This is a genomic window from Keratinibaculum paraultunense, assembly GCF_016767175.1.
GTDB classification, from domain to species: domain Bacteria; phylum Bacillota; class Clostridia; order Tissierellales; family Tepidimicrobiaceae; genus Keratinibaculum; species Keratinibaculum paraultunense.
This window is the reverse complement of sequence record NZ_CP068564.1, coordinates 1,636,052-1,660,671: the sequence shown is the minus strand read 5'-3', so window position 1 is coordinate 1,660,671 and position 24,620 is coordinate 1,636,052. Positions and strand designations below refer to the sequence as shown.

Sequence of the window (24,620 nt, the reverse complement as noted above, 5' to 3'; positions counted from 1 at the left end):
ATATAAAAAAAGAAGGATTGAATTCAATCCTTCTTTTTTATGATGGTCGGGGTGGAGGGATTTGAACCCCCGGCCCCATGGTCCCAAACCACGTGCGCTACCAAACTGCGCTACACCCCGTAGCCACTGACTATTATAGTATAGAGTAAAATCATCATAAATGCAACATATGAAAAACAATCAAAAATAATCAAAAATAACAATATATTTAGTTTTTCTTTAAAACACTTCATAAATCGCATTTTTTCTAATTGAAACATCTTTGTGGGACAGTTCTTTTGTCCCATAATGTATAATGTAGTATGGAAATTGAATATGTTTGTAAAAAATGATATAATAAATAAACTAGAGAATTTTATACATAAATGATAGAATGAAATAAAAATAAATTAAAAAATTTAAATATAATAAAAAGGAGATATTGTTATGTGGGAATTGCTAGAGGAAATAAAAACAGAATTAATTGTATTAATTGTAGCAGCTATGCCTCTATCTGAACTTCGAGGAGCTATTCCTTTGGGGATATCTTTAGGATTAAGTCCTATACATAGTACTGTAATTAGTATATTGGGTAATATGATGATAGTACCCATACTACTTAAAATATTAAATCCAGTGATGAATTATCTAGAAAATACTACTCTGTTTTCTAAATTTATCAGTTGGGTCAAAAGTAGAACTATGAATAAAACTAGAAAAACCATTAAAAAATATAGCTTAGTAGGTCTTTTTATATTAGTAGCTATTCCCATACCTACTACTGGTGCATGGACAGGTTGTATAGCTGCTTCTTTGTTAAGGCTAGATTTTAAGAAAGCATTAATTTCAATTTTATCTGGGGTATTTACTGCTGGAATAATAGTCTCAACTATAAGCTATGGAATTTTAGGGTAATAAGATAGTTAATGAGTATTTTTCTAAAGATGCTATTATAAATAATTATTTATAATTTTCTATTGCTTCTTTTTACTTTTTTATGTTATTATTTATACAGCTCATATCCTTTGGGAATGAGACTATATTATAAGGAGTGAAAAAAATGAATATAGGCTTTATAGGTGCCGGAAAGGTTGGCTGTTCCTTCGGACACTACCTCAAACAGCAAGATTTACCTATTGTTGGCTATTATAGCCTGAGTAAATCGTCAGCTTCTTATGCTGCAGTTCTAACTAAAAGTTCACCTCTTAATTTAGATGAGTTAGTGAATCAATCCAACTATATTTTTATAACTACACCTGATGATGAGATAAGCAATGTATGGGAAAAAATATTTAATTATGATTTAAAAGACAAATTTATATTCCATATGAGTGGGTGCTTATCCTCTGATGTATTTAAAGGTTATAAAGACAAGGGAGCAAATTGCTATTCTCTTCATCCATTGTATTCTTTTGCAGATAAAAATTCATCAGATTTAAAGGATGTTATTTTTTCAGTTGAAGGTGAAAATATTGAAAAAATAAAGAATTTTCTTGAAAAAGCTAATATAGACTATTTTATAATTGACAAAGAAAAGAAACCTATTTATCATGCTTCAGCAGTGTTTATTTCTAATTATTTAGTTTCTTTGGCTAAAATTGCAGAAAATCTCCTTTTAGATTGTGGATTAAATAAAAGTCAATGTGTAAAAGGTATATATCCTTTAATGGAAAGTACATTAAATAATATCAAGGAAATGGGAATAGATAACGCATTAACAGGTCCAATAATACGAGGGGATATAAATACTGTTAGAGAGCATTTAAGTTATTTAGATAAATATAATGACATTTATAGAAAATTGGGGAATATAGCTTTAGATATAGCTAAAGATAAATCTAATTTATCGGAAGATACTATAAATGAGTTAAATAAAATATTACGAGGTGATCATAATGAAAAAAACTGTAGCCACTTTTAAGGAGGCTAAAATTAATAATGAAAAATTATCTATGGTAACTGCATATGATTATTCCATGGCAAAAATAGTTGATGAAGGAGGAATAGATGGTATATTAGTTGGAGATTCTTTAGGGATGGTAACTCTTGGGTATGAAAACACCCTTGCTGTAACTATAGATGATATGATTCATCATACAAAAGCAGTAAGCAGAGGAGCAAATAATGCTTTAGTTGTTGCAGATATGCCATTTTTATCCTATCACATAAGTATAGAAGAAAGTATTAGGAATGCTGGAAGGCTTATAAAGGAAGGAAATGCCCATGCTGTTAAACTAGAAGGAGGACGGGATGTAATAGATAAAGTAGAAGGAATAGTTAAAGCACAAATACCTGTAATGGGGCATATTGGTTTGACACCTCAATCTATAAATATGTTTGGTGGATTTAAGGTTCAAGGGAAAACTATAGAGCAAATTCAAAACTTAATAGATGATGCTAAATGTTTGGAAGAAGCAGGGGTTTTTGCAATAGTATTAGAATGCATACCTGAAAAAGTTTCAAAAATAATTACAGAAAGTGTATCAATTCCTACAATTGGAATTGGTGCTGGAAAATACTGTGATGGTCAAATATTGGTTATAAATGATATGTTAGGGATGTATTCGGATTTTACACCTAAATTCGTAAAACAATATAAAAATTTAAAAGAAGATATAAATGAAGCAATTAATAATTATATAAAGGATATAAAAACAGGTGCTTTTCCAGAAGAAAAACACAGCTTTAATATAGATGAACAAATATTAGATAAATTGAATAAATAAGAGGTGGATAATATGCAAGTAATTGATTCTATAAAAAAAATGAAAGATGAAATAAAAAAAGCTAAAAAAGGGAATCTATCCATAGGATTTGTCCCTACAATGGGTTATCTTCATGAAGGGCATATAAGCCTTATAAAGAGAGCTAAATTAGAAAACGACTTAGTTGTAACAAGTATATTTGTAAATCCCACACAATTTGCTCCTAATGAGGATTTTGAGAAATACCCTAGAGATGAAAAAAGGGATTTAAAAAAATGTGAAGAAAATGGAAGTGATATAGTATTTTTGCCACAAAAAGAGGAAATGTATCCTGAAGATTTTTATACATTTGTGGAAGTAGAAAAGCTAGGAGATAGACTATGTGGAAAATCTAGACCTACCCATTTTAGAGGAGTCACTACCGTTTTAACTAAGTTTTTTAATATAATTCAACCTGATAGAGCTTATTTTGGACAAAAAGATGCTCAACAATTGGTAATAGTAAAAAAGATGGTAGAAGATTTAAATATGGATGTGGAGATAATAGGATGCCCTATAGTAAGAGAAAAGAATGGATTAGCTATTAGCTCAAGAAATACCTATTTAAGTGCAGAAGAAAGAGAGGATGCATTACTTTTATATAAATCCTTAGTATTGGCAAAGAATTTAATTGAAAAAGGGGAAACAAATATCCATAAAATAAAAGAACAAATGGAGAATATTATTCTATCAGGAAAAAACAATACCATTGACTATATTGAATTTGTAGATTTAAAAACATTAGATCCAGTTTCAAAAATTGAAGATAAAGTACTAATAGCAATAGCAGTAAAAGTTGGAAATACTCGTCTTATAGATAATATGATTGTAAGCATATAGGAGGCATATATGAAAATATTTATGTTAAAATCCAAAATCCACAGAGCAACAGTAACTGATGCTAATTTAAATTATGTAGGAAGTATAACTATAGATGAGAAACTAATGAAAGAAGCCAATATTTTGGAAAATGAAAAAGTACAAGTGGTCAATATAAATAATGGAGAAAGATTTGAAACCTATGTAATTAAAGGACCTTATGGTAAAGGGGATATTTGTTTAAATGGAGCTGCTGCAAGACTTGCTGAGCCAAAAGATAGAATAATCATAATGTCTTATTGTATCCTAGATGAATATGAAGCCAAAAAATTTAAACCTAAAATTGTATTTGTAGATGAACATAATAATGTAGTAGAGTAAATTATTGACTATTAATTACACTAAAAGGGTATCTATTGATTTGAGAAGCAAAGTATACTAAATTTATAAAGGAGTGTAGTGAAATGAAAGTAATTTCAAGGGATAAAGTTATTTATAAATTTAAACATGAAATGAAACATGTGGATACTATATTACCTGGGGAAATAATAAAAGTTGAAACAAATGATTGTTGGTTTCAGCAAGTTACTAGCGAGGAACAAGTGATAGAAGAAATAAATTATGACATATTAAATCCAGCTACAGGTCCTATTTATATTGAGGGGGCGGAAACTGGGGATATATTGCAGATAAAAATAATAGAAATAGATGTTGAAGATAAAGGTTCTGCTGTAGCTGTACCTGGTGAAGGAGTACTAGGGGATCAAGTTAAAGAACCAATAGTGAAGATTATAAGCATTGAAGATGACTATGCAATATATAATGGAATTAAATTGCCTATAGAGCCTATGATTGGAGTAATAGGTGTAGCTCCTGCTGAAGAAGATGGAGAATGGGCAACAGATAGTCCTTGGAAGCATGGAGGAAATATGGATACTACAGATATTAAAGAAGGTTCCATATTATATTTACCAGTAAAACAAAAAGGTGCCTTACTAGCCTTAGGAGATTGCCATGCAATTATGGGAGATGGAGAAATCTGTTTTACTGGTTTAGAAATACCTGCAGTAGTTACAATAAAGGTAGATTTGATAAAGGATAAGACTATAGTATGGCCTTTAGTGGAAACAAAAGATAGTACTATGATAATTGCATCAGGAGATAGTTTAGAAGATGCAGTATATGAAGCAACTAATTATGCAGTACAATATACAAAAAATAGTTTGGGTATAAAATGGGAAGAAGCATATATCTTAGCAAGTTTAACTATGGATTTAAAGATTTCTCAAGTTGTAGATCCTAAAGTGACTGTAAGAGCAGTAATACCTAAGCATGTAGTATCTACTAAAAGAATAATTGAATCTCTATAATATACTGAGGTAGTTCTTTTGTAGTGTTGCATGAGGAATGTTAATTTTTTTAGTAAAATTAAAATTGACATATATATACACCTGTGTTAATATAGGTGATAGTACACAAGTAAATAAAAATCTTGATACCTTATCAAGAGCGGTGGAGGGAATGGGCCCGTTGAAACCCGGCAACCTGTATTCATACAAAGGTGCTAAGTCCCACAGAATTTTGATTCTGAAAGATGAGGTGGATATAACAGCCTTTTCCTTTTGGAAGAGGCTTTTTGATTATCTAGAGACTATATTCTCTACTATATTAATTCAAGATAAATGAATAAAAAACGGTTTTAAACTTAAGGAGGTAATTTTATGAAAAAATGGTTATTTACATCTGAATCTGTAACGGAAGGTCATCCAGATAAGGTATGTGATGCTGTATCTGATGCCATATTGGATGCAATACTAGAAAAGGATCCTGATGCTAGAGTTGCGTGTGAAACTGCTGTAACTACAGGTTTGGTATTGGTTACAGGAGAGATTACTACAGATTGCTATGTGGATATTCCTAAAATTGTAAGGCATACAGTAGAGGAAATTGGATATACCAGAGCTAAATATGGTTTTGATGCTGATACCTGTGCTGTGCTTACATCTATTAATGAACAATCTCCAGATATAGCTATGGGAGTGGAAAAAGCATTGGAACATAGAACCAATGGAGAAGATGAATTTGACAAAATAGGTGCAGGAGACCAAGGCATGATGTTTGGATTTGCTTGTAATGAAACAGAAGAACTGATGCCTATGCCAATCTCATTAGCACATGAATTGGCTAGGAGATTAGCCCATGTAAGAAAAAGTGGAGCTTTAGATTATTTAAGACCTGATGGTAAAACTCAAGTTACAGTTGAATATCATGGAGATAAACCAGTTAGGATAGAAAATATAGTGGTATCCACTCAACATAGTCCTGATGTAGATTTAGATATTATAAAAAGAGATATTATAGAACATGTAATATTAAGGGTAATACCTCCTGAAATGATAGATGATGATACTAAATATTATGTTAATCCTACTGGTAGATTTGTAATTGGAGGTCCTATGGGAGATGCAGGTTTAACTGGAAGAAAAATAATAGTGGATACTTACGGAGGATATGCAAGACATGGAGGAGGAGCTTTTTCAGGTAAGGATCCAACTAAAGTAGACCGTTCAGCTAGTTATGCTGCACGATATGTGGCTAAAAATATAGTAGCTGCAGGTTTAGCAGATAAATGTGAAATAGGTTTAGCTTATGCCATAGGAGTAGCAAGACCTTTATCTATATATGTAGAGACTTTTGGAACTGGAAAAATATCTGATGAAAAAATAGAAAGCTTAGTTCATAAGCATTTTGATTTACGCCCAGCAGCTATAATTAAGGATTTGGATTTAAAAAGACCAATATATAGACCTACAGCTGCTTATGGGCATTTTGGCAGGAAAGATTTAGATCTTCCATGGGAGAAAACAGATAAAGCAGAAATACTTAAAAAAGAAGCTTTTCAATGATATGAGCTTATTCTTATAAAGAGTTTATTAAAATCTTTTATTATTAAAAGAGTCAAGAAATTGTTCTTGGCTCTTTTTTAATTTATATTTGATGACTTAATAAAACTACTTGAAGAATTATTCGAACTAGTGTTTTTACATTTAACTATTTAAGGTTTAATATATACTTACCTAGGAAATATGGAAGGTACCTTCCCATGGGAGGAATAAAGTGTATAAGGAAATAGAGAGATTATTATCTTTAAGTAAAAAGAATGATAAAAATGCCAAAGAAAAGCTAATATTAAAACTAGAACCACTTATAATAAGTTCCATTAAACGTTACTATTATAATCCTTATATGTATGAAGATTTACTTCAAGAAGGATATGAAATAGTGTTAAATGCTATAGAAGAATATAATCCTAATAAAGGATGCCACTTTTTAGGTTTTGTAAAATTGAAACTTAAATATCATTATCTAAATAAGCATAAAGAAAAACAAACTTCATCCTTAAATCAACCTGTGAAAGATGGAGATATGGAGCTTATAGATTTAATTGAAGATGAAGGTTTTAGCCCTTTAGATAATATTATTCAAAAGGAGAAAATTAATAAATTAAAAGAAGGGATAAAATCCCTTACCCCTAGACAGCGAGAAGTGATAATAGCTTATTATATAGAAGGTATGAGTATAAAAGATATAGGAAAAAAATTAGGCATAGCCTATAGAACTGTGGTCAATATAAAGACCAATGCAATAGATGTATTGAAAAATATAATAGTAAAATAAGTCCTTCTTATCTATATAGAAGATGAGGAGGTGATAATGTGGCAATAATGGATGTCAAGGAAAATGTAAGGTTAAAATTGGAATTAGATGGAGGAATGGACGGCGATAAGCAAATTATAAAATCTAAAACTTATTCTAAAATAAAGCCTACAGTAGAAAATGAAGCTTTATATGAAGTAGCTGAATCCTTAGCTGATCTTCAAACCTATCCTATATATAAGGTTAAAAGGTTGGAAGAGATCCATCTAGTAAGAGAATAGTTTATGAGAATAATTTAGTGAGGGGGTGAGTAGGTGAACAAAACTAAACTGGAATTAGAATTTAAAGATGAAGCAGGGAAAAAATTTATTTTATCTCTAGATGAACCTAGAGATGATTTAACTGAAATAGAAGTAAAGGCTGCAATGGATAATATATTGGCACAAAATGCATTTTTCACTAATGGTGGAAATATAGTAGCTACAGCTGGAGCTAGAGTGATTACAACCACAATCAAAGAACTTAAAATATAGATATAGGACGGCTATGACCGTCCTATATCTATAAGAAAGGAGTTGAATTATGGAAGGAATACTAACCCATATAGCCAATTTAGGTTTTCCTATAGTTATATCTGTTTACCTGTTAGTAAGGATAGAAGGCAAATTAGATCAATTGACAGAAAGCATAAATGAGCTATCAAGGGCTATAGTGAGTATGAAATAAAAAAGTAAATCCCCTTCTTGACATGGAACAAGTGTTCTGATAAAATGATTCAAGGAGGGGATTTTTATGGATTTAGAGAGTATAGTATTGAAAGAATTGATGGCATTTATTCCTGTTTATATGCCACTTGAGGGAAATTGTACTCAAATATATACAAAAGAAGGAGGGACTTATGCTATAGATAAGAGTATTAAAACCTTTTTAAATTTATTATGTCAATACTATTTAATGGATTTGCAAGCTGTAAGAAAGTATTATGGTAATTTATTATCCATGAAGAATTTGATTCCCATTCCCTTGACGGAGGAGGATGTGTTTATTCCTATTAAAGTAAGAAAACCTATAGGAAAAAATGATGGAGCTACAGGTTTTGTAAATATAAAATATATTGAAAATGTGGAAAAGTCCAATGATAAAGTTATAATTAAACTAAAAAATGATGAGAATATCAACTGTATAAGTTCTTTGGAAACAGTAAATAAGCATATAAAAAATGGGCATATAGTGAAGAAATTTTATGGAGAAAAGCAAAAAAGCATTATAATAAAAGAATATGATTTTTACGAAGAATACAATAAGCCAGCTACAAAGGGAGATATTGCTTTGTTAAGACAGGAAATATTAAAATTAAAAGGACTATATTAATTTGCTGTGGTATAATAATATCTAATAATAAATAAAAAAGGAGAATAGCTTTGTTAACACTAGAAGGCATGGTAGAAGAAATAATATTTAGAAATGAACTTAATTCCTATACTGTGGCTACTTTAGATACTTCCGATGGGAAGGCTACTATAGTAGGATATGTCCCTTTTATAAACACAGGAGAAACAGTAAAAGTGGAAGGAAATTGGGTATATCATCCAAATTATGGAGAACAGTTAGAAATTGTAAATATATGGACGGTAACTCCATCTACTATAAATGGAATAGAAAAATATCTATCTTCAGGATTAATTCCCTACATAGGACCAAAGACTGCTAAAAGGATTGTAAAGAGATTTGGACTAGATACTTTAGATGTAATTCAATATAATCCAGAAAAACTTAAGGAAATAGAGGGCATAGGGGATAAAAAATTAGAAAAGATTGTAAAGGCGTTTGAAGAACAAGGAGAGCTTAGGGATATAATGGTATTCTTACAACAATATGGTATAACTCCTAATTATGGCACAAGGATATATAAAAAGTACGGAAAGGATACTATAAAGATAATATCTCAAAATCCATATAAGCTCTCTGAAGATATATTTGGAATTGGATTTAAAACAGCTGACAAGATTGCTCAAAATATGGGAATAGATAAAAAATCTCCTTATCGTGTAGAAGGGGGCATTAGATATATATTAATCAAATATGCAGGAGCAGGACATAGTTATGTGCCTAAGAATGAATTGATTAAAGGTACAAGTGAATTATTAGAAATAGAAGAAGAATTAATAGAGGAATCTTTAAGAAATTTAGCCATTAAGGGAACTGTACATATATTAAATATTGAAGAAGAAGCTATTGTGTACTATACTCCCTTTCATGTGGCAGAAAATAATGTAAGTAAAAAGATCGTGGAATTATCAAGAGTAGAGCTTAAAGATTTAGATATAGATGTAGAGAAAGCCATAAATATCATAGAAAAAGAAGATGGTATTAAGTTTGCAAAAAAGCAAGTGGAAGCTATAAAGGAATCTTTGGAAAATGGACTAGTAGTAATTACAGGGGGACCAGGAACAGGGAAAACTACCACTATAAATGCTATAATAAAGATATTTGAAAAAGAAGGTTTAAAGATTAACTTAGCAGCTCCTACAGGGAGGGCTGCTAAAAGGATGACAGAAACTACTGGAAGAGAAGCAAAGACTATTCATAGGTTATTAGAATACTCCTTTATGGAAGAGGAGATACCTTTTGGAGTAAACGAAGATTCTCCATTGGATACAGATTTACTTATAATAGATGAAGCTTCTATGATAGATATACTACTTATGAATAACTTATTAAAAGCCATAATGCCTGGTACTAGATTAATATTGGTAGGAGATGTGGACCAATTGCCATCAGTGGGAGCAGGAAATGTACTTAAGGATATAATAGAGAGTGGGGTAGTTAAAGTAGTAAAATTAGATGAAATATTTCGTCAGGCAGAGGAAAGTATGATAGTTGTTAATGCTCATAGAATTAACAGAGGGGAGTATCCTTATTTAAATGAGAAAGATAAAGATTTTTATTTCATTCAAGAGCCCAATCCTAAGCATATAGTAGATACTATTGTGGAACTTTGTAAATATAGATTGCCAGATTATTATGGAATAGATCCCTTAAAGGATATACAAATATTATCCCCTATGAAAAAGGGAGAAGTGGGTATAAATGTATTAAACCAACGGCTTCAAGAAGCATTAAATCCTAAATCCTTTGGTAAAAAGGAAAAGCAAATAGGAGATGTAATATTTCGCGTAGGGGACAAGATAATGCAAATAAAAAATAATTATTCCACTGAATGGGAAATAATAGAAGATGGAAAGCTTAAGGAAAAAGGAGAAGGGGTTTTTAACGGAGATTTAGGTTTCATATTGGATATAGATGAAGATAATAGAATTATGAAGGTTTTATTTGATGAAGAAAAGGAAGTGGAATATAGCTTTAATCAATTGGATGAATTAAAATTATCTTATGCTATCACTGTTCATAAAAGTCAAGGGAGTGAATTCCCAGTAGTGGTGATGCCTATACATTGGGGACCGCCAATGTTAATGACTAGAAATCTTCTCTATACTGCCATCACTAGAGCTAAAAAGTTGGTTGTTTTAGTAGGGGAAGAAAAATATTTAAAATTCATGATAAAAAATAATAGGATTGCTAAAAGGTATTCTAGTTTAGATTATAAGATACGAAATGTATTTACTATGTTCTAGGAGGAAAGCCATGGGGCTATTTAAAACTATAGGTAATTTATTGTTTGTTCCAGAGGATATTTGCTTATTTTGTAGAGAAAATCCTTGGGATAATATAAAGTATATATGTAGAGATTGTGAACAATTAATAAAATTTACTCACAAGGAAGTAGTATTAAATTTAAATAATATAGACGCTACTTACTATTCTATGTTATATACAAGATTTATAAAGGGAAAAATCTATAGCTTTAAATTTCAAGGAAATAGCTATTTATTCAAACCATTTGGAGAAATACTTGCAAAAACCATAGAAATTAATGAACTGCATAAATTTGTGGATTTTATAACATTTGTACCTATCCATAAAAGGAAAGAGGCTAAAATAGGTTATAATCATTCAGAGCTTTTAGCAAAATATATATCAATTAAATTTAATATACCTTTATTAAATAAGCATCTAATTAAATCAAAATGGACCATAGATCAAAACAAATTGGACAAGCTAAAGCGAAAAAATAATTTAAAAGATGTATTTAATACTATGAACAATGAGGATTTTAAAGGTAAAGATATTTTATTAGTTGACGATATAATAACTACAGGAGCTACTATGGAGGAATGTGGAAAAGTTTTACTAGAAGGAGGCGCTAAATCCATCATAGGATTAGCCCTTATTTCTAGCATAAAGATATAATGAGGTGAGAATAATGGATATAAGAAATTGCAGCCGCTGTGGAAAGATATATGCATATGATGGTTTTAATATTTGTATGAAGTGTAGAGAAGAAGATGAAAAGGATTTTCAAAAAGTAAAGGAATATTTAGATGAAAACCCAGGGGCAACTATAAATGAAGTAACAGAAGAGACAGGAGTGGATTCTAAGAAAATAATAGAATTTTTAAGGCAGGGAAGATTAGAAATAGAAGATGAAGCTAATTTAATATTAAGCTGTGAAAGATGTGGAGCTTCCATTAAAACAGGAAGATTTTGTGAAAATTGTATTTTGGAAATGGAAAGAGAATTTAAGCAGTCAATTGGAGGAGGTAAGGACCCAAAGAATCTAACTAATGGCAGAGTTAAGGAAAAGATAAGGATAACTGAAAAATATAAAGATAACTGGAAAAAATAATTAAAGTATTACCCCATTTAACCGATAATAGTATTGAATATGGTTTAAGTGGGGTGATTTTTATGAAAATAAACAAAACGGATAATATAATGCAAATATATAACATTAATAACATGAATTCAAATAAGGTAAGTTCTAATAAAAACAAATTGGAAAAGGATAACATAAATTTATCTGAAAGAGCAAAGGATTATCAATTTGCTGTGGAAAAAATAAAGGAACTGCCAGATATTAGAATGGAAAAAGTAAAATATCTAAAAGAAAAAATACAATCTGGCAAATATAATATAGATGGCAAAGAAATAGTAGAAAAGATGTTTGAAAATATTCATATTGACGAAAGAATATAATGAGGTGAAAATATGACCTTTAAAGATGAACTTATAAGCATATTAGAAAAAGAGCGAGATATATTATATGAATTAAAAGATATTACTTTTGAAAAAACGGATATACTTGTAGAGAATCAGGTGGAAAAGCTAGAAAATGTGAATAAACTTGAAGAGAATCTTATAAATCAAATGGCAACATTTGAAGAGGAAAGACTTAAACTTATGTATAATTGGGGATTGGATATAAATATGACATTAAATAAAGTTATAGAAAATATTCCTGATGAGGGAAATGAATTGGAAGTTTTAAAAGAAGAATTATTAGAACTGATGATGGATATTCAATCAAGAAATGCACTAAATAATGATTTAATTTTGGAAAACTTGCAATGGTTGGATTTTAACATGAATTTAATTTCCAATGCACAAGGTCCTACCACTTATGGAAAGGGAGATAAAAAGCAATCTAATAATAGCATATTTGATAGGAAGGTGTAAATATGGGTTTTGGAGGATTATATATATCTATATCAGGTATAAATGCAAATAAAAAAGCATTAGATACCTTGTCTCATAATATTGCTAATGTAAATAATCCTGATTATGTAAGACAACGGACAAATTATGTAGAAAGTAGATATTCGAAAATGGGTTTGCATTTTCAAACTGGGACAGGGGTAGATATTCAGAATATAGCACAGATTAGGGATGAGTTTTTAGATTATAAAGTAAGAAGGGAAATTGCTACTTTTGGTTATTATAATACAAAAGCGGAAGTATTAGAAGAAATAGAATATATATTTAGAGAAATTAAGGTACCAGAAGAGTTAAACAATGGAGGATTACAAGATGTAATGGATAACTTTTGGAATAGTTGGGAGGAATTATACAAGGATCCTGAAAGCTTAACTATAAGGGGACTTCTTCATGAAAATGCTGTGGCTTTTACTACAACTGTTAATCATATAAGAAGTCAATTGGATAATCTTCAATTTAATTTAAATAAAGAGATGTTAAATAAGTCCAATGAAGTTAATACCTTATTAAGAGAGATTGCTAATTTGAATAAAAATATAAAAGCACAAGAAGCCTATGGCCCTCACATAAGAGCTAATGACTTAAGAGATAGTCGCAATGCTAAATTAGATAGATTATCAGAGTTAATACCTATTAATTATTATGAAAATTCTCATGGAGAAGTAGTAGTAAGCTTACATGGTAGGGATTTAATTAATGGAGATTATTTTAATCCTGTAGAGGTTAGATTGAATGAAAAAGGGCATGGGGAAATTTACTGGTCTGATACAGGGGAGAAGATAGACTTGCAAAGCAAAGGAGAATTAGGAGGCTATATAGATGCTAGAGACAAGGATGTAGTGGAATATAAGAATAGATTAAATTTATTGGTAGGAACTATAGCACAAGAAATAAATAAAGTTCATAAACTTGGAATAGGTTTAGATGGAAGTACTAATATAAACTTTTTTATATTTGAAGAAGAAGATCCTTCTAGTACTATAAAGATAAATCCAGAATTAGCAGATTTCAATAAGATAGCTGTATCAAAATCAGGAGAAAGAGGGGATGGATATATAGCCAAAGAAATAGCAAATATAAGAAACAAACCTTTATATGGAAAATATAATCCAGAAAATCCAGAAGAATTTATAGAACCAGGGACTTTAAATATAGATGATTTTTATAGAGATTTGATACTTAAATTAGGAACAGATAGAGAAATGGCTCGTGAGATGGCTCTTAATCAAACTATATTACTACAACAGATAGATGAAAGAAGAAAAGAGATATCCTCTGTATCTTTAGATGAGGAGATGGCAGATATGTTAAAGTATCAGCATTCTTATATAGCTAACAGTAGGGTTATAAATGCCATAGATGAGATGATAGATAATATAATAAATAGGATGGGAATGGCAGGAAGATAAAGTTTATAAATAAAGAGGTGAATAGATATGCATTTTGGTTTTAATACAGCAGTAAAGGGATTGTTGGCAAGTCAAAGATCCTTATATATAACTAATCATAATATAAGTAATGTAAACACTAGAGGATATACAAGACAAGAGGGAGCTCAAAGAGCTACTACTCCTTATGCTTTACCAGGAATAGGTTTTTTAGGCACAGGAACTGAAATATATGATGTATCAAGGATTAGAGACTCTTACTTAGATTTTAAATATTGGAACGAAAATGCTCCTATGGGAGAATGGGAAGCTAAGATGAATCATCTTTCAGAGATAGAAAAATTGTTTGGAGAACCATCTGATACTAGTTTTAGAAAATATTTAGATGATTTTTTTAAAGCATTGACTAATATGAGTACTAACCCTTCAGATTCATCCTATAGAGAACCAGTTAGAGAAAATGCACTGGCTTTTACAAAACATATAAATGAAGTAGCTGTAAGACTAAATGAATTAAGAAGAGAAACAAAAGTATCTATGGAGAACAATATTGAAAGGATAAATAGCATTGCCAATCAAATAGCTTCATTAAATAGACAAATATATTCTTATGAAATAAGTGGATATAAAGCTAATGATTTAAGAGATAGAAGAGATTTGTTGGTAGAAGAGTTATCCAAAGTAGTCAATGTAAGTGTTCATGAGTCTGATGATGGAAAATTTAGAGTAAGTATAAGCGGTGTATCCTTAGTAGATCATATTAATGTATCGGAAGTGAAGCTTAAAACTATACCAAATAGTGATGAAATTCGCATAGAATGGGGAAATGGTTCTTTAGTAAATTTAAAGTCTGGAGAATTAAAAGGACTATTAGACCTTTATAGTGGAGATGGAGAAAACAATACTTATAGAGGTATTCCTTATTACCAGAATAGGTTAAATGAATTTGCTGAAGGTTTTGCAAATAAATTTAACAAAAAACATAATGAAGGCTATGGATTAAACGGGAATACGAATATAGACTTTTTTAAATTTGATGCAGAAAAACCTGCTGCAACTATAACTTTATCTGATGAAATATTAGAGGATTTAAAGAATATAGCTGCTGGGAAAGCCCCTGGCGATGCAGAAGATAACAGAAATTTATTAGAGTTAATTGGATTAAGAGAGGATAGAAAGTTTTTTAGTGAAGGGACATCTCAAGGAACTCCTGATGATTTTATAAAATCCATCGTATCTAATTTAGCAGTGGATAGTATGCAAAGTGAAAGGATGTATAATTCTCAAAATATGATGTTGAAAAATATTCAAACTAAAAGAGATTCTGTATCAGGAGTTTCCTATGATGAAGAAATGGCAAATATGGTAAAATTTCAACATGCTTATATGGCTTCTGCAAGGATGATTAATACATTAGATATAATTATGGATGTAACCATAAATAGATTGGGATTAGTAGGAAGATAGGAGTGAAATAAAATGCGTATAACTAACAATATGCTTATAAATAATATGGTATACAATTTAAATCAAAATTTAAAAACTTTGGAAAAGCTTCAGTATCAAAAAGCTACAGGAAAGAAATTTAGAGTTCCTTCTGATGATCCAATAGGTGTTAGTAAAAGTTTAAAATTTAATACAGATATAGCAAAGTTAGAACAATATAAGAGAAATGCAGAAGATGCAACATCTTGGATGGTGGATACAGAACTAGCTTTAGGTGAAATAGGGGAAATATTGAAAAGAGCATATGAATTAACAATAGATGTAGCCAATGGGACCAAAAAAGCTCCTGAAGATTTACAAAAGGTAAAAGAAGAAATTGATCAGTTAAGAGAGCATTTAATTCAAATTGGAAATACTACTTATTCTGACAGACATATATTTAGTGGGTTTAAAACAGACAAACCATTATTGAAGGAAGATGGAACCTATAATATAGATTTAAATATGGACGAAATATTTGAGTATAATGTAGGTATATCAGAAACTGTCAAGGTAAATACGCCTGGTGGAAAGGTATTTGGAAGAGGCGATGTAAATAGTACACCTGATTATAATTCTAATATATCGGAAAATGAAAAACCTTATTTAATAGCAGTGTTTGATGCTTTATCAGAAGAGTTAGATAGTGGGCAAAATCTTGATGTAATTCAAGAAACCATTGGAAAATTACAAAACTGTCATGAACAAGTTTTAGCTGTAAGAGCAGAAGTTGGTGCTAAAATGAATAGATTAGAGATAACTGAAAAGAGGATAGATGCTCAAATAGGTAATGTAAATGAACTATTATCTTTTAACGAAGATGTGGATATAGCAGAGATATCTATACAAATAGCTATGGCAGAAAATGTATATATATCTAGTCTTATGGTAGGGGCTAAAATAATACAGCCAACTTTAGTTCAATTTTTAACTTAGAGTTATTAATATAAGCAAGAAATGAGGGTAAAATATATGATACTAAAAACTAAAAATTTTGGAGAAATAGAAATTGATGAGGAAAATATAATTCATTTTCCAGAAGGAATATTAGGATTTGAAGAAGAAAAGCAATTTGTAATAATAAAGGATGAAGATGAACAAAACCCATTTCAATGGCTTCAATCAGTGCAAAATCCTGAATTAGCTTTTGTAATAATAAATCCTTTTTTTGTATTTCCTGACTATGATATAGTATTATCTAAATCCGTGCAAGAAAAATTAAAAATAGAAGATGAAAAGGATGTAGCAGTATATTCTATAGTAGTGGTTCCAGAGGATATAGAAAAGATGACAGTAAATTTATTAGGTCCTATAGTTATAAATATAAATAAAAAACTAGGCAAACAGGTAATACTAGATGATGATAGATATACTACAAAGCACTACATTTTTAAGCAAAGATCTCAAGATAGGAGCGTGTAAATATGCTAATACTTTCAAGAAAAGAAGAAGAATCTATCATCATAGATGGAAATATAGTAATAAAGGTTTTGGAAATCCAAGAAGGGAAGGTAAGATTAGGAATAGATGCTCCTAAAGAAGTTGATATTTTTCGAGAAGAATTATACAAAAGCATACAAGAAGAAAATATGCAAGCTGCTAAAACTAGTGTAGATATTAAAAAAATGGGTAAACTATTTAATGGGTAATAAAAAACAAATAGGGTAGGGGGAATTCTGATGGAAAATGAGTGTTGCATGAAAAAAATTCAAGATGAAAATCATTGGAAAATATTAATAATAGATGATGATAATTTTGTGCATATAATGATAAAAGAGATATTAAAAGATTTTAAATTTGAAGATAAACCCCTTATAATATTAAGTGCCCATTCTAGCATAAAAGCACTAGATATATTAAACAAGAATGATGACATAGCATTAGTGCGCATTAGTGCTCTTAGATATTTTTATTGAGGAGGAAAACACAGGACTTAAATTATCTAGATATATAAGGGAAATTATAGAGAATAAAGCTACTAGAATAGTTTTGATGACCAGCAAAGAAAGCCAAAAATTAGAAGAAGAAGCTATACTAAATTATGATATAAATGGCTATGAAGAAAAAATACAGCTATTGACTAACAAATTACGTACAGTTGTAGTGGCTGCTCTTAGAGCTTATAAAGATATTATGTATATAAATAATAATAAAAGAATAATGGAAGAAGTAGTTGCTTCATCTAGTAATTTATTTGAAAAAGTATCTATTCAGGACTTTATAAAAACTGCATTTTGTTCCATTAATTCTTTGATAAATCTTTGTAGGAAGGATAAAGAGTGTAATGCAAACGGATTGACAGCTCTTAGACTTTTTAATGATGAAGCTTTTAAAGTAACATCTGCCTATGGTAAATATAAAGACTGTATAGGGAAAAAAATTATGGACTCTATATCCCAAGAAGATTTTGAATTGATAAAAAAAGCCTATAGGATGAGAAAACCTTTAATAACTGATAATAGATATGTATCATATTATCATAGTTCTAGTGGGATAGAAGGAATGGTGTTTATAGAAGCTAAAAAACAAATAAATCATTTAGATAAGGAAATTTTAAATATATTTCACAGGAACATATTAGCTGCTTTTGAAAGTCTTTGCCTTAACAAAGAAATAGAAGAAACTCAAAAAGAAATATTATATTTATTAGGAGAAGTTACAGAAGCACGTTCAGAGGAAACAGGCAATCATGTAAAAAGAGTTTCCAAATATAGTAAGATATTAGCAGAAAAATATGGATTATCCCAAAGAGAAATAATGCTAATTTCCATGGCATCTCCTATTCATGATATAGGTAAGGTAGCTATTCCAGATAGTATATTATTAAAGCCAGGAAAACTTACCCCAGAAGAATTTGATATAGTAAAAACTCATACTACCATAGGCTACAATCTACTAAAAGGCTCAGATAGGGAATTACTAAAATCTGCAGCTATAATAGCCCATGAACATCATGAAAGATACGATGGTGGAGGCTATCCAAGAGGATTAAAAGGAGATGAGATACACATATTTGGTCGCATAGTAGCAGTAGCGGATGTGTTTGATGCATTAGGCTCTCCAAGGGTATATAAAAAGGCATGGGTGATGAATGATATACTAAATTATTTTAAAGAAGAAAGGGGTAAGCATTTTGACCCAGACTTGGTGGATATACTATTTGACAATTTAGATGAATTTATAGAGATAAAAGAAAAATATTCTGATGAAAATATTAAAGTTATTGAAAAGGTATCCGATAATAATATTGAGAAGTAAAAAATCTTAAAAATATTAATTAAAAATAATGATTGTTATTAATAAATGAACATATTATATTAATGTAATTATATTATCCATAAGGATTTATTTTAAAATTTTGTAGTAAATGTTTTTGATAGAAATATCAAAAACAAAAAATGATTAACAGCGATAATAAGCCGAAAGGCTTGTTATAGATAAATTTGTGGGGAAGGAATCCCACAAAAAATAAAAAATTCAAGGAGGAATGAATAATGAGAATTAACAACAACATTATGGCTATGAATGCCAACAGACAATTAGCTATTAACAACACTGCAGTTTCTAAATCTTTAGAGAAGCTATCCTCAGGTTATAGAATTAATCGTGCTGGAGATGATGCAGCAGGACTATCTATTTCTGAAAAGATGAGAGCTCAAATAAGAGGACTTAATATGGCTTCCAAAAATGCTCAAGATGGTATATCACTAATCCAAACAGCAGAAGGAGCATTAGATGAAGTACACTCAATTTTACAAAGAATGAGAGAATTAGCAGTACAATCAGCAAATGACACTAATATGACAACAGTAGATAGACAGGCTATGCAAACAGAAATAAATCAATTACTAGAAGAAATAAGCGGTATATCTACTAGAACTCAATTTAATACTCAAACACTATTAGATGGAACTTTTAAAGATAAAGTATTCCACATAGGTGCAAACAGTGGACAAAATATGAAGATTACAATAGGAGCAATGACTACAAGTGGATTAAAAATTGATAATCTTAAAGTTGAAAACATTGATGATGTTGATGAGACCACTACAGGTGGTATATTAACTCAAGAAGATGCAGATAAAGCAATAACAACAATTAATGATGCAATAAATAAAGTTTCTACTCAGAGATCAGAGCTAGGAGCTATTCAAAATCGACTAGAACATACAGTTAAAAACTTAGATAATTCAGCTGAAAACTTACAAGCTGCAGAAAGTAGAATTAGAGATGTAGATATGGCTAAAGAGATGATGGAATTCACAAAACAAACTATACTACAACAAGCAGCTACTGCAATGCTTGCTCAAGCAAATCAAGTACCACAAACAGTATTACAGTTATTAAGATAAGCAGATGTCTAATTTAAAGAAAGAGTCAGGGATTTTTCCTCTGACTCTTTTTAGTATAGAGAGTTTTATATGCATATGATAATATATATATATTATCATTATAAAATGGAGGAATAAATATGCATTATGAAAACAACATAAACTTACTGAAGAAAAATTACCCAAATATCCTTAAAGACATAATAAAAATAATACCGAATAAAAACACATATGAAATAACAAAAACCAAGACCAATCAATCCACAGTAAAAATCAATCAAGAGGGCAAGTTTTATTTTTTGCATAGTAAATACAATCCAAATAGAGAAGCAAAAAGCATAGCAGAAGAGAATTATGATATATCAATTCAAAATTATATAATATTTGGTTTAGGATTTGGATATCATGTAGAAGAATTGATGTCTATGGCTCCTAATTCTAATTTTTACATAATTGAAACTAATAAAGAAATATTTAGATTAGCATTAGAGAATGTAGATTTAAGCAATATTATTAGAAACAGTAGAGCTAAACTGTTTGTAACAGATGATATAGTTGAGATTAATGAAATATTAAATGAGGTACTTATAAAAGAAGATATAAAAATAGTCCTTCATAATCCATCCTTTAAAACAATGTCTGGAAACTTATTAGAATTAAAATATTTATTAGAAGAATTTAAAATGAAAGAGGATTCAGTAGAGAAATTTGCTCCAACATTAAATGAAAATTTTAAATCTAATATTAAAAATTATAATGATAATGTAGATATATTATTTAATAAATATAATAATATACCTTTATACATTATATCTGCAGGACCATCTTTAGATAAAAATATAAAAGAACTTAAAAAAGCTAAAGGGAAGGGTATAATCTTATCAGTTGGTAGAGCAGTTAGATTCTTATTAAAAGAAAATATAGAGCCAGATTTTATTATTATTACAGATCCTCAAAAATTTGTATATAATAGTCAATTAAAAGGCTTGGATATAGATATACCCCTTATAGTATTATCTACCTGTGATAAAAATGTAATGCTAAATTATAAAGGGAAAAAGCTGATAGCATTACAAGAAGGATATACACCAGCTGAAGAATATGCTAAGAAACATAATCATAAGCTAGTCCAAACAGGAGGTTCAGTAGCCACTACAGCTTTAGATGTTGCTATTAATATGGGTTGTAATCCAATAATATTTGTAGGGCAAGATTTAGCATACACAGATGGAAAAACTCACTCTAAATTCAGTTATTCCAAAGAAGTAAATGGATATAGAAATTTAAGAAGAGTAGAAGATATATATGGAAATACAGTTTATTCTCCTAAAAATTTATATAGTTACTTAAGATGGATTCAAAATAGAATAGTAAACGAAAAAGGAATAAAATTTATAGATGCAACAGAAGGAGGAGCTAAAATAAAGGGAACAGAAATATTAACTTTAAAGGAAACTATAGACAGATATTTAATTTAAATTTTTAAAAAACTGTATAAATATTAATTTATATTTGATATAATAATGAATAAAAGGTGGTGAGAAAATGGAAAATGAAATTTTAGAAATTTTAAAAGTGTTGCAAAGTAATATGAATACGATGCAAAGCGATATGAAGGCAATGCAAAGTAATATGAATACGATGCAAAGCGATATGAAGGCAATGCAAAGCGATATGAAGGCAATGAAAAATGAGCAAAAAGAGACGAATAAAAGCCTTGAAAGAGTTCAAAACAAGACTGATATTATAGAAGTTCAAGTTAAAGAAAATACTCAAATATTAAAAGCTCTACAACATAGTAGTCAAGTTCATAAAGCTGGAATGGATAAATTTAATATTATCTTAGCTAGAGAAGCAGGAGAATTGAAAAAACAAATAAAAAACTTGGAAAATAGAATATGTAACCTAGAGGAAACAAATAAATTAATCATGGAAATGTATGGTGAACATGAAGTTGAAATAAGAAAAATTAGAAAAAAATATGTATAAATATGAATAATGATGATATTATATAGAAGGTCTTTAATTTTTCAAAAGACCTTTTGTGATATTTTTGTGATATATAATAAAAAAATTCCTAATCTTGTCGATAACATATATAGATTAAAGTTTGGAGGTAATTAAATGAAAATATATATATTAGATAAAATTTTGGAGTATTGTAATAGCGAAGATATAATAGATGAGATATTTAATAAAATTGATAGTATAATAAATAGTACAAATTTAGTATTTAGTCATTTAATAATAGATGGAATTGATGTATATGATAATTATTATGATTATTTTTTAGATAATATTAAAAATATTGAAGAAGTAAGGGTTGTTACTAAAACTATCAAAGGAATATCTCAAGATATAATTTTAAGTACCATAGATTATATTGATAGAGTCGTACCTGAAATAGAAATATTAGCAGATGAATTTTATAAACAGCCTTTACAGGGTTCATGGAATAAATTAATACAGCTTTTAGAAGGAATTAAATGGATTATAGATAGCTTCGTAATTATTGATTCAAATCCAGAATTAAAAGACATAGTGAATAGTTATGAAGAATGGAATCTATATGCAAAAGATATCCATGAATTAGGTGGATTGATAAGAGAGTTTGAAGAAATATTAGAAAATAGTGATTTTGTATCTACAGCAGACATACTATCTTATGAAATAGCGCCTTTATTTAAAGAAATGAAAGAAAAATTGGGGAAATTAGTATTAGAAAAGGTTGATATGAATGCTGGCAGATAATATTAATATATTAAAGCTGACATATCCTAGAACTTGGCAGAAATTAAAATCTTTAGAAGATTCTTTAGATATGGACTCAATTCAAATAGAAGAAACTAAAAAGGGGTACAAAACCTTATGGGTAGAAAAAAACAATAAAAAAGTATACCTTCATAGTAAGTATAATCCAATTCGAGAAGGAGAAACTATAGTAAACCAATACAGTAATATCGAAGATAATACAACAATAATATTTTATGGAGTAGGGTTAGGCTATCATATAGACTTATTTTTGAAAAAACATCCCAATGTAAATTATTATATATATGAACCAATACCAGAAATACTATATGCTTATTTATCCTATAAACCATTAAAAAAGCTACCTTCATTAAATTTAAAGGATATTGTATTAGCAGATAATAAATTAGAAACTATAAAATTTTTTGATAATATTATAAATAAAACAAGTGATAATTTTATCTGTATACCATTAAATAGCCATAAAAACATATATGCTGAGAAGTATAATCAATTTATAGAGTTATTTAAAGAAACTTTAAAAGATAAAAAAACTAGTATTGGAACAAATCTAATTTTTCAAGAAAGATGGATTTTAAATAGTATGAAAAACTTTGGAGAAGTATTAAATACTCCAAATATTCTATTAGAGAAGAAAGGTGAATTTAAAGACAAGCCTGCTATACTTGTAGCAGCAGGACCATCATTGAATGAAGAAATAGAGAATATTAGATATATAAAGGATAATGGATTGGCCTATATATTTAGTGTAGGCTCTGCTGTTAATACTTTAGTTCATTATAACATATATCCAGATGTAGCTTGTACATACGATCCTGGAAAATTTAATCAAAATGTATTTACAAAGATTAAGGAAAAAGGAATAAAAGAAATACCTATGATATTTGGCTCTAGTGTTGGATACGAAACATTAATAAATTATCCAGGAAAGAAATATCATATGATTACTAGCCAAGATTCTGTATCTAATTACTATTTAAGAAACGAAAACAATAAGCCCATAGATATGGTATATGATGCACCAACTATAGCAGTCGTAACATTACAATTATTATATGAACTAGGGTTTAACCCAATAATATTGGTAGGACAAAATCTAGCATACAAAGGTAAAAAACGACATTCAGAAGGTATTCATTATAGTAGAGATATTACAGATAAAGATATTGAAAATGGAATTTATGTTAAAGATGTATATGGGGAAAAAATATTAACAAGTTTGGGATTTGATAGTATGAGGCAGCAAATGGAGCAATATATTAAGATTTTACATAATGTAAAGGTAATAAACACAACAAAAGGTGGAGCTCATATAGAGGGAACAGATTTTATAGAGTTGAAAATTGTAATTGATAAATATTTAAAAGAAAAGGTAGTGGAACATAATTGGCTAGAGGGAAATAAAACCAGATATGATAGAGAATATTTAGAGACTCAATCTAAAAAAATGGATATAGCCTATAAAAGGGCATTAAAATTAATAGATGATTATTATGATACTTTAAATAAGATAGAGAGATTGATAAGAAATAAAAATTTTAATCAAGCAGAGAAAACCTATATAAAGTTGGACAAGGTTTTAAGAAAGATTGAAAATAATGATTTTTTCAAAGTATTTATATTACCTATGAATAGAGTTCAGTATGAATTACTAGCTAATAGTATAGATAGTCTAAATGAAGAAAAAGATCCAGTTAAAAAAGGCAAAAGGATAATAGATGCTTTTAAAGGTTTTATGGATTTATGCAAAGAAGATATAGATAATATAGAAGAGGTTTACAATGAAATGAAATTAAATATAGAAGTATTTTTAGAGAATAGGTGAGGGA

29 protein-coding genes, 1 tRNA gene and 1 riboswitch are annotated in these 24,620 nt (G+C 29.2%); of the genes, 29 read left to right on the top strand and 1 reads right to left on the bottom strand.

The window, feature by feature from the left end; genetic code table 11:
* Positions 1-43 precede the first annotated feature (43 nt).
* Positions 44-120, bottom strand: a tRNA-Pro gene (locus JL105_RS08185).
* 306 nt (positions 121-426) lie between these two features.
* Between JL105_RS08185 and JL105_RS08180 the strand changes: the two genes are divergently transcribed.
* From JL105_RS08180 to JL105_RS08040, 29 genes are all read left to right on the top strand, one after another.
* The gene (locus tag JL105_RS08180; RefSeq protein WP_132028072.1) at positions 427-894 is read left to right on the top strand and encodes a COG2426 family protein; all 468 of its coding nucleotides are present in this window, start codon (positions 427-429) and stop codon (positions 892-894) included.
* A 145-nt stretch (positions 895-1,039) separates the two neighbouring features.
* Positions 1,040-1,900, top strand: coding sequence for a Rossmann-like and DUF2520 domain-containing protein (locus JL105_RS08175; protein ID WP_132028070.1), 861 nt, complete (start codon positions 1,040-1,042; stop codon positions 1,898-1,900).
* A complete protein-coding gene (gene panB, locus JL105_RS08170; protein WP_132028068.1) occupies positions 1,875-2,705 on the top strand; it encodes a 3-methyl-2-oxobutanoate hydroxymethyltransferase in 831 nt (276 codons plus the stop codon). The genes JL105_RS08175 and panB overlap by 26 nt, the downstream gene beginning before the upstream one ends.
* A 12-nt stretch (positions 2,706-2,717) precedes the next feature.
* Positions 2,718-3,563, top strand: a complete 846-nt coding sequence (panC, locus tag JL105_RS08165; protein ID WP_132028066.1) for a pantoate--beta-alanine ligase — start codon at positions 2,718-2,720, stop codon at positions 3,561-3,563.
* Between the two features lie 9 nt (positions 3,564-3,572).
* The gene (gene panD, locus JL105_RS08160; RefSeq protein WP_132028064.1) at positions 3,573-3,923 is read left to right on the top strand and encodes an aspartate 1-decarboxylase; all 351 of its coding nucleotides are present in this window, start codon (positions 3,573-3,575) and stop codon (positions 3,921-3,923) included.
* Between the two features lie 83 nt (positions 3,924-4,006).
* The gene (locus tag JL105_RS08155; protein ID WP_132028063.1) at positions 4,007-4,912 is read left to right on the top strand and encodes an acetamidase/formamidase family protein; all 906 of its coding nucleotides are present in this window, start codon (positions 4,007-4,009) and stop codon (positions 4,910-4,912) included.
* A 127-nt stretch (positions 4,913-5,039) separates the two neighbouring features.
* Positions 5,040-5,143, top strand: a riboswitch (SAM riboswitch).
* 120 nt (positions 5,144-5,263) lie between these two features.
* Positions 5,264-6,448 carry a methionine adenosyltransferase gene (gene metK / locus JL105_RS08150; RefSeq protein ID WP_132028061.1) on the top strand — a complete coding sequence of 395 codons (1,185 nt, stop codon included), beginning with the start codon at positions 5,264-5,266 and terminating at the stop codon, positions 6,446-6,448.
* A gap of 211 nt (positions 6,449-6,659) precedes the next feature.
* The gene (locus JL105_RS08145; RefSeq protein ID WP_158280020.1) at positions 6,660-7,220 is read left to right on the top strand and encodes a sigma-70 family RNA polymerase sigma factor; all 561 of its coding nucleotides are present in this window, start codon (positions 6,660-6,662) and stop codon (positions 7,218-7,220) included.
* A 47-nt stretch (positions 7,221-7,267) separates the two neighbouring features.
* Positions 7,268-7,480, top strand: coding sequence for a DUF1659 domain-containing protein (locus JL105_RS08140; protein WP_237722337.1), 213 nt, complete (start codon positions 7,268-7,270; stop codon positions 7,478-7,480).
* Between the two features lie 33 nt (positions 7,481-7,513).
* Positions 7,514-7,732 (top strand): DUF2922 domain-containing protein, encoded by a 219-nt coding sequence (locus JL105_RS08135; RefSeq protein WP_132028055.1) that lies wholly within the window; start codon positions 7,514-7,516, stop codon positions 7,730-7,732.
* Between the two features lie 49 nt (positions 7,733-7,781).
* On the top strand, positions 7,782-7,925 hold the full coding sequence (locus JL105_RS08130; protein ID WP_132028053.1) for a YvrJ family protein: 144 nt from the start codon (positions 7,782-7,784) through the stop codon (positions 7,923-7,925).
* A 66-nt stretch (positions 7,926-7,991) separates the two neighbouring features.
* Positions 7,992-8,570: a hypothetical protein gene (locus tag JL105_RS08125; RefSeq protein WP_132028051.1), complete on the top strand. Its 579-nt coding sequence runs from the start codon at positions 7,992-7,994 to the stop codon at positions 8,568-8,570.
* 50 nt (positions 8,571-8,620) lie between these two features.
* Positions 8,621-10,834 carry an SF1B family DNA helicase RecD2 gene (gene recD2, locus JL105_RS08120; protein ID WP_132028049.1) on the top strand — a complete coding sequence of 738 codons (2,214 nt, stop codon included), beginning with the start codon at positions 8,621-8,623 and terminating at the stop codon, positions 10,832-10,834.
* Positions 10,835-10,844: 10 nt separating this feature from the next.
* Positions 10,845-11,510 (top strand): ComF family protein, encoded by a 666-nt coding sequence (locus JL105_RS08115; RefSeq protein ID WP_158280019.1) that lies wholly within the window; start codon positions 10,845-10,847, stop codon positions 11,508-11,510.
* Positions 11,511-11,523: 13 nt separating this feature from the next.
* Positions 11,524-11,946: a TIGR03826 family flagellar region protein gene (locus tag JL105_RS08110; RefSeq protein WP_132028045.1), complete on the top strand. Its 423-nt coding sequence runs from the start codon at positions 11,524-11,526 to the stop codon at positions 11,944-11,946.
* Positions 11,947-12,008: 62 nt separating this feature from the next.
* Positions 12,009-12,296, top strand: a complete 288-nt coding sequence (gene flgM / locus JL105_RS08105; RefSeq protein ID WP_132028043.1) for a flagellar biosynthesis anti-sigma factor FlgM — start codon at positions 12,009-12,011, stop codon at positions 12,294-12,296.
* Positions 12,297-12,308: 12 nt separating this feature from the next.
* Positions 12,309-12,776 carry a flagellar protein FlgN gene (locus JL105_RS08100; protein WP_132028041.1) on the top strand — a complete coding sequence of 156 codons (468 nt, stop codon included), beginning with the start codon at positions 12,309-12,311 and terminating at the stop codon, positions 12,774-12,776.
* Positions 12,777-12,778: 2 nt separating this feature from the next.
* Entirely contained in the window at positions 12,779-14,224 is a 1,446-nt protein-coding gene (gene flgK / locus JL105_RS08095) for a flagellar hook-associated protein FlgK (RefSeq protein WP_132028039.1), read from the top strand.
* A gap of 27 nt (positions 14,225-14,251) precedes the next feature.
* A complete protein-coding gene (flgK, locus tag JL105_RS08090) occupies positions 14,252-15,670 on the top strand; it encodes a flagellar hook-associated protein FlgK (protein ID WP_132028037.1) in 1,419 nt (472 codons plus the stop codon).
* Between the two features lie 12 nt (positions 15,671-15,682).
* The gene (gene flgL, locus JL105_RS08085) at positions 15,683-16,624 is read left to right on the top strand and encodes a flagellar hook-associated protein FlgL (RefSeq protein ID WP_132028035.1); all 942 of its coding nucleotides are present in this window, start codon (positions 15,683-15,685) and stop codon (positions 16,622-16,624) included.
* A gap of 36 nt (positions 16,625-16,660) precedes the next feature.
* Positions 16,661-17,110, top strand: coding sequence for a flagellar assembly protein FliW (gene fliW / locus JL105_RS08080; RefSeq protein ID WP_132028033.1), 450 nt, complete (start codon positions 16,661-16,663; stop codon positions 17,108-17,110).
* Positions 17,111-17,112: 2 nt separating this feature from the next.
* The gene (csrA, locus tag JL105_RS08075; protein WP_132028031.1) at positions 17,113-17,337 is read left to right on the top strand and encodes a carbon storage regulator CsrA; all 225 of its coding nucleotides are present in this window, start codon (positions 17,113-17,115) and stop codon (positions 17,335-17,337) included.
* A gap of 30 nt (positions 17,338-17,367) precedes the next feature.
* A complete protein-coding gene (locus JL105_RS08070; protein WP_202690484.1) occupies positions 17,368-17,604 on the top strand; it encodes a response regulator in 237 nt (78 codons plus the stop codon).
* Positions 17,582-18,946 (top strand): HD domain-containing phosphohydrolase, encoded by a 1,365-nt coding sequence (locus JL105_RS08065; RefSeq protein WP_202690483.1) that lies wholly within the window; start codon positions 17,582-17,584, stop codon positions 18,944-18,946. Before JL105_RS08070 ends, JL105_RS08065 begins: the two co-directional genes overlap by 23 nt.
* Positions 18,947-19,182: 236 nt before the next feature.
* Entirely contained in the window at positions 19,183-20,040 is an 858-nt protein-coding gene (hag, locus tag JL105_RS08060) for a flagellin Hag (RefSeq protein ID WP_132028027.1), read from the top strand.
* Positions 20,041-20,159: 119 nt separating this feature from the next.
* Positions 20,160-21,497 carry a motility associated factor glycosyltransferase family protein gene (locus JL105_RS08055; protein WP_132028025.1) on the top strand — a complete coding sequence of 446 codons (1,338 nt, stop codon included), beginning with the start codon at positions 20,160-20,162 and terminating at the stop codon, positions 21,495-21,497.
* Positions 21,498-21,564: 67 nt separating this feature from the next.
* Positions 21,565-22,008 carry a hypothetical protein gene (locus tag JL105_RS08050; protein ID WP_132028023.1) on the top strand — a complete coding sequence of 148 codons (444 nt, stop codon included), beginning with the start codon at positions 21,565-21,567 and terminating at the stop codon, positions 22,006-22,008.
* 135 nt (positions 22,009-22,143) lie between these two features.
* On the top strand, positions 22,144-22,770 hold the full coding sequence (locus tag JL105_RS08045; protein ID WP_132028021.1) for a hypothetical protein: 627 nt from the start codon (positions 22,144-22,146) through the stop codon (positions 22,768-22,770).
* Positions 22,757-24,616 (top strand): motility associated factor glycosyltransferase family protein, encoded by a 1,860-nt coding sequence (locus tag JL105_RS08040; protein WP_132028019.1) that lies wholly within the window; start codon positions 22,757-22,759, stop codon positions 24,614-24,616. The genes JL105_RS08045 and JL105_RS08040 overlap by 14 nt, the downstream gene beginning before the upstream one ends.
* Positions 24,617-24,620 lie beyond the last annotated feature (4 nt).

What these genes read in the sequence shown, in the direction of transcription:
- JL105_RS08180 (WP_132028072.1), top strand. Translation starts at nt 427, where the DNA reads ATGTGGGAATTGCTAGAGGAAATAAAAACAGAATTAATTGTATTAATT.
- JL105_RS08175 (WP_132028070.1), top strand. Translation starts at nt 1,040, where the DNA reads ATGAATATAGGCTTTATAGGTGCCGGAAAGGTTGGCTGTTCCTTCGGA.
- panB (WP_132028068.1), top strand. Translation starts at nt 1,875, where the DNA reads ATGAAAAAAACTGTAGCCACTTTTAAGGAGGCTAAAATTAATAATGAA.
- panC (WP_132028066.1), top strand. Translation starts at nt 2,718, where the DNA reads ATGCAAGTAATTGATTCTATAAAAAAAATGAAAGATGAAATAAAAAAA.
- panD (WP_132028064.1), top strand. Translation starts at nt 3,573, where the DNA reads ATGAAAATATTTATGTTAAAATCCAAAATCCACAGAGCAACAGTAACT.
- JL105_RS08155 (WP_132028063.1), top strand. Translation starts at nt 4,007, where the DNA reads ATGAAAGTAATTTCAAGGGATAAAGTTATTTATAAATTTAAACATGAA.
- metK (WP_132028061.1), top strand. Translation starts at nt 5,264, where the DNA reads ATGAAAAAATGGTTATTTACATCTGAATCTGTAACGGAAGGTCATCCA.
- JL105_RS08140 (WP_237722337.1), top strand. Translation starts at nt 7,268, where the DNA reads ATGGATGTCAAGGAAAATGTAAGGTTAAAATTGGAATTAGATGGAGGA.
- JL105_RS08130 (WP_132028053.1), top strand. Translation starts at nt 7,782, where the DNA reads ATGGAAGGAATACTAACCCATATAGCCAATTTAGGTTTTCCTATAGTT.
- JL105_RS08125 (WP_132028051.1), top strand. Translation starts at nt 7,992, where the DNA reads ATGGATTTAGAGAGTATAGTATTGAAAGAATTGATGGCATTTATTCCT.
- JL105_RS08115 (WP_158280019.1), top strand. Translation starts at nt 10,845, where the DNA reads ATGGGGCTATTTAAAACTATAGGTAATTTATTGTTTGTTCCAGAGGAT.
- JL105_RS08110 (WP_132028045.1), top strand. Translation starts at nt 11,524, where the DNA reads ATGGATATAAGAAATTGCAGCCGCTGTGGAAAGATATATGCATATGAT.
- flgM (WP_132028043.1), top strand. Translation starts at nt 12,009, where the DNA reads ATGAAAATAAACAAAACGGATAATATAATGCAAATATATAACATTAAT.
- JL105_RS08100 (WP_132028041.1), top strand. Translation starts at nt 12,309, where the DNA reads ATGACCTTTAAAGATGAACTTATAAGCATATTAGAAAAAGAGCGAGAT.
- flgK (WP_132028039.1), top strand. Translation starts at nt 12,779, where the DNA reads ATGGGTTTTGGAGGATTATATATATCTATATCAGGTATAAATGCAAAT.
- flgK (WP_132028037.1), top strand. Translation starts at nt 14,252, where the DNA reads ATGCATTTTGGTTTTAATACAGCAGTAAAGGGATTGTTGGCAAGTCAA.
- flgL (WP_132028035.1), top strand. Translation starts at nt 15,683, where the DNA reads ATGCGTATAACTAACAATATGCTTATAAATAATATGGTATACAATTTA.
- fliW (WP_132028033.1), top strand. Translation starts at nt 16,661, where the DNA reads ATGATACTAAAAACTAAAAATTTTGGAGAAATAGAAATTGATGAGGAA.
- csrA (WP_132028031.1), top strand. Translation starts at nt 17,113, where the DNA reads ATGCTAATACTTTCAAGAAAAGAAGAAGAATCTATCATCATAGATGGA.
- JL105_RS08070 (WP_202690484.1), top strand. Translation starts at nt 17,368, where the DNA reads ATGGAAAATGAGTGTTGCATGAAAAAAATTCAAGATGAAAATCATTGG.
- hag (WP_132028027.1), top strand. Translation starts at nt 19,183, where the DNA reads ATGAGAATTAACAACAACATTATGGCTATGAATGCCAACAGACAATTA.
- JL105_RS08055 (WP_132028025.1), top strand. Translation starts at nt 20,160, where the DNA reads ATGCATTATGAAAACAACATAAACTTACTGAAGAAAAATTACCCAAAT.
- JL105_RS08050 (WP_132028023.1), top strand. Translation starts at nt 21,565, where the DNA reads ATGGAAAATGAAATTTTAGAAATTTTAAAAGTGTTGCAAAGTAATATG.
- JL105_RS08045 (WP_132028021.1), top strand. Translation starts at nt 22,144, where the DNA reads ATGAAAATATATATATTAGATAAAATTTTGGAGTATTGTAATAGCGAA.
- JL105_RS08040 (WP_132028019.1), top strand. Translation starts at nt 22,757, where the DNA reads ATGCTGGCAGATAATATTAATATATTAAAGCTGACATATCCTAGAACT.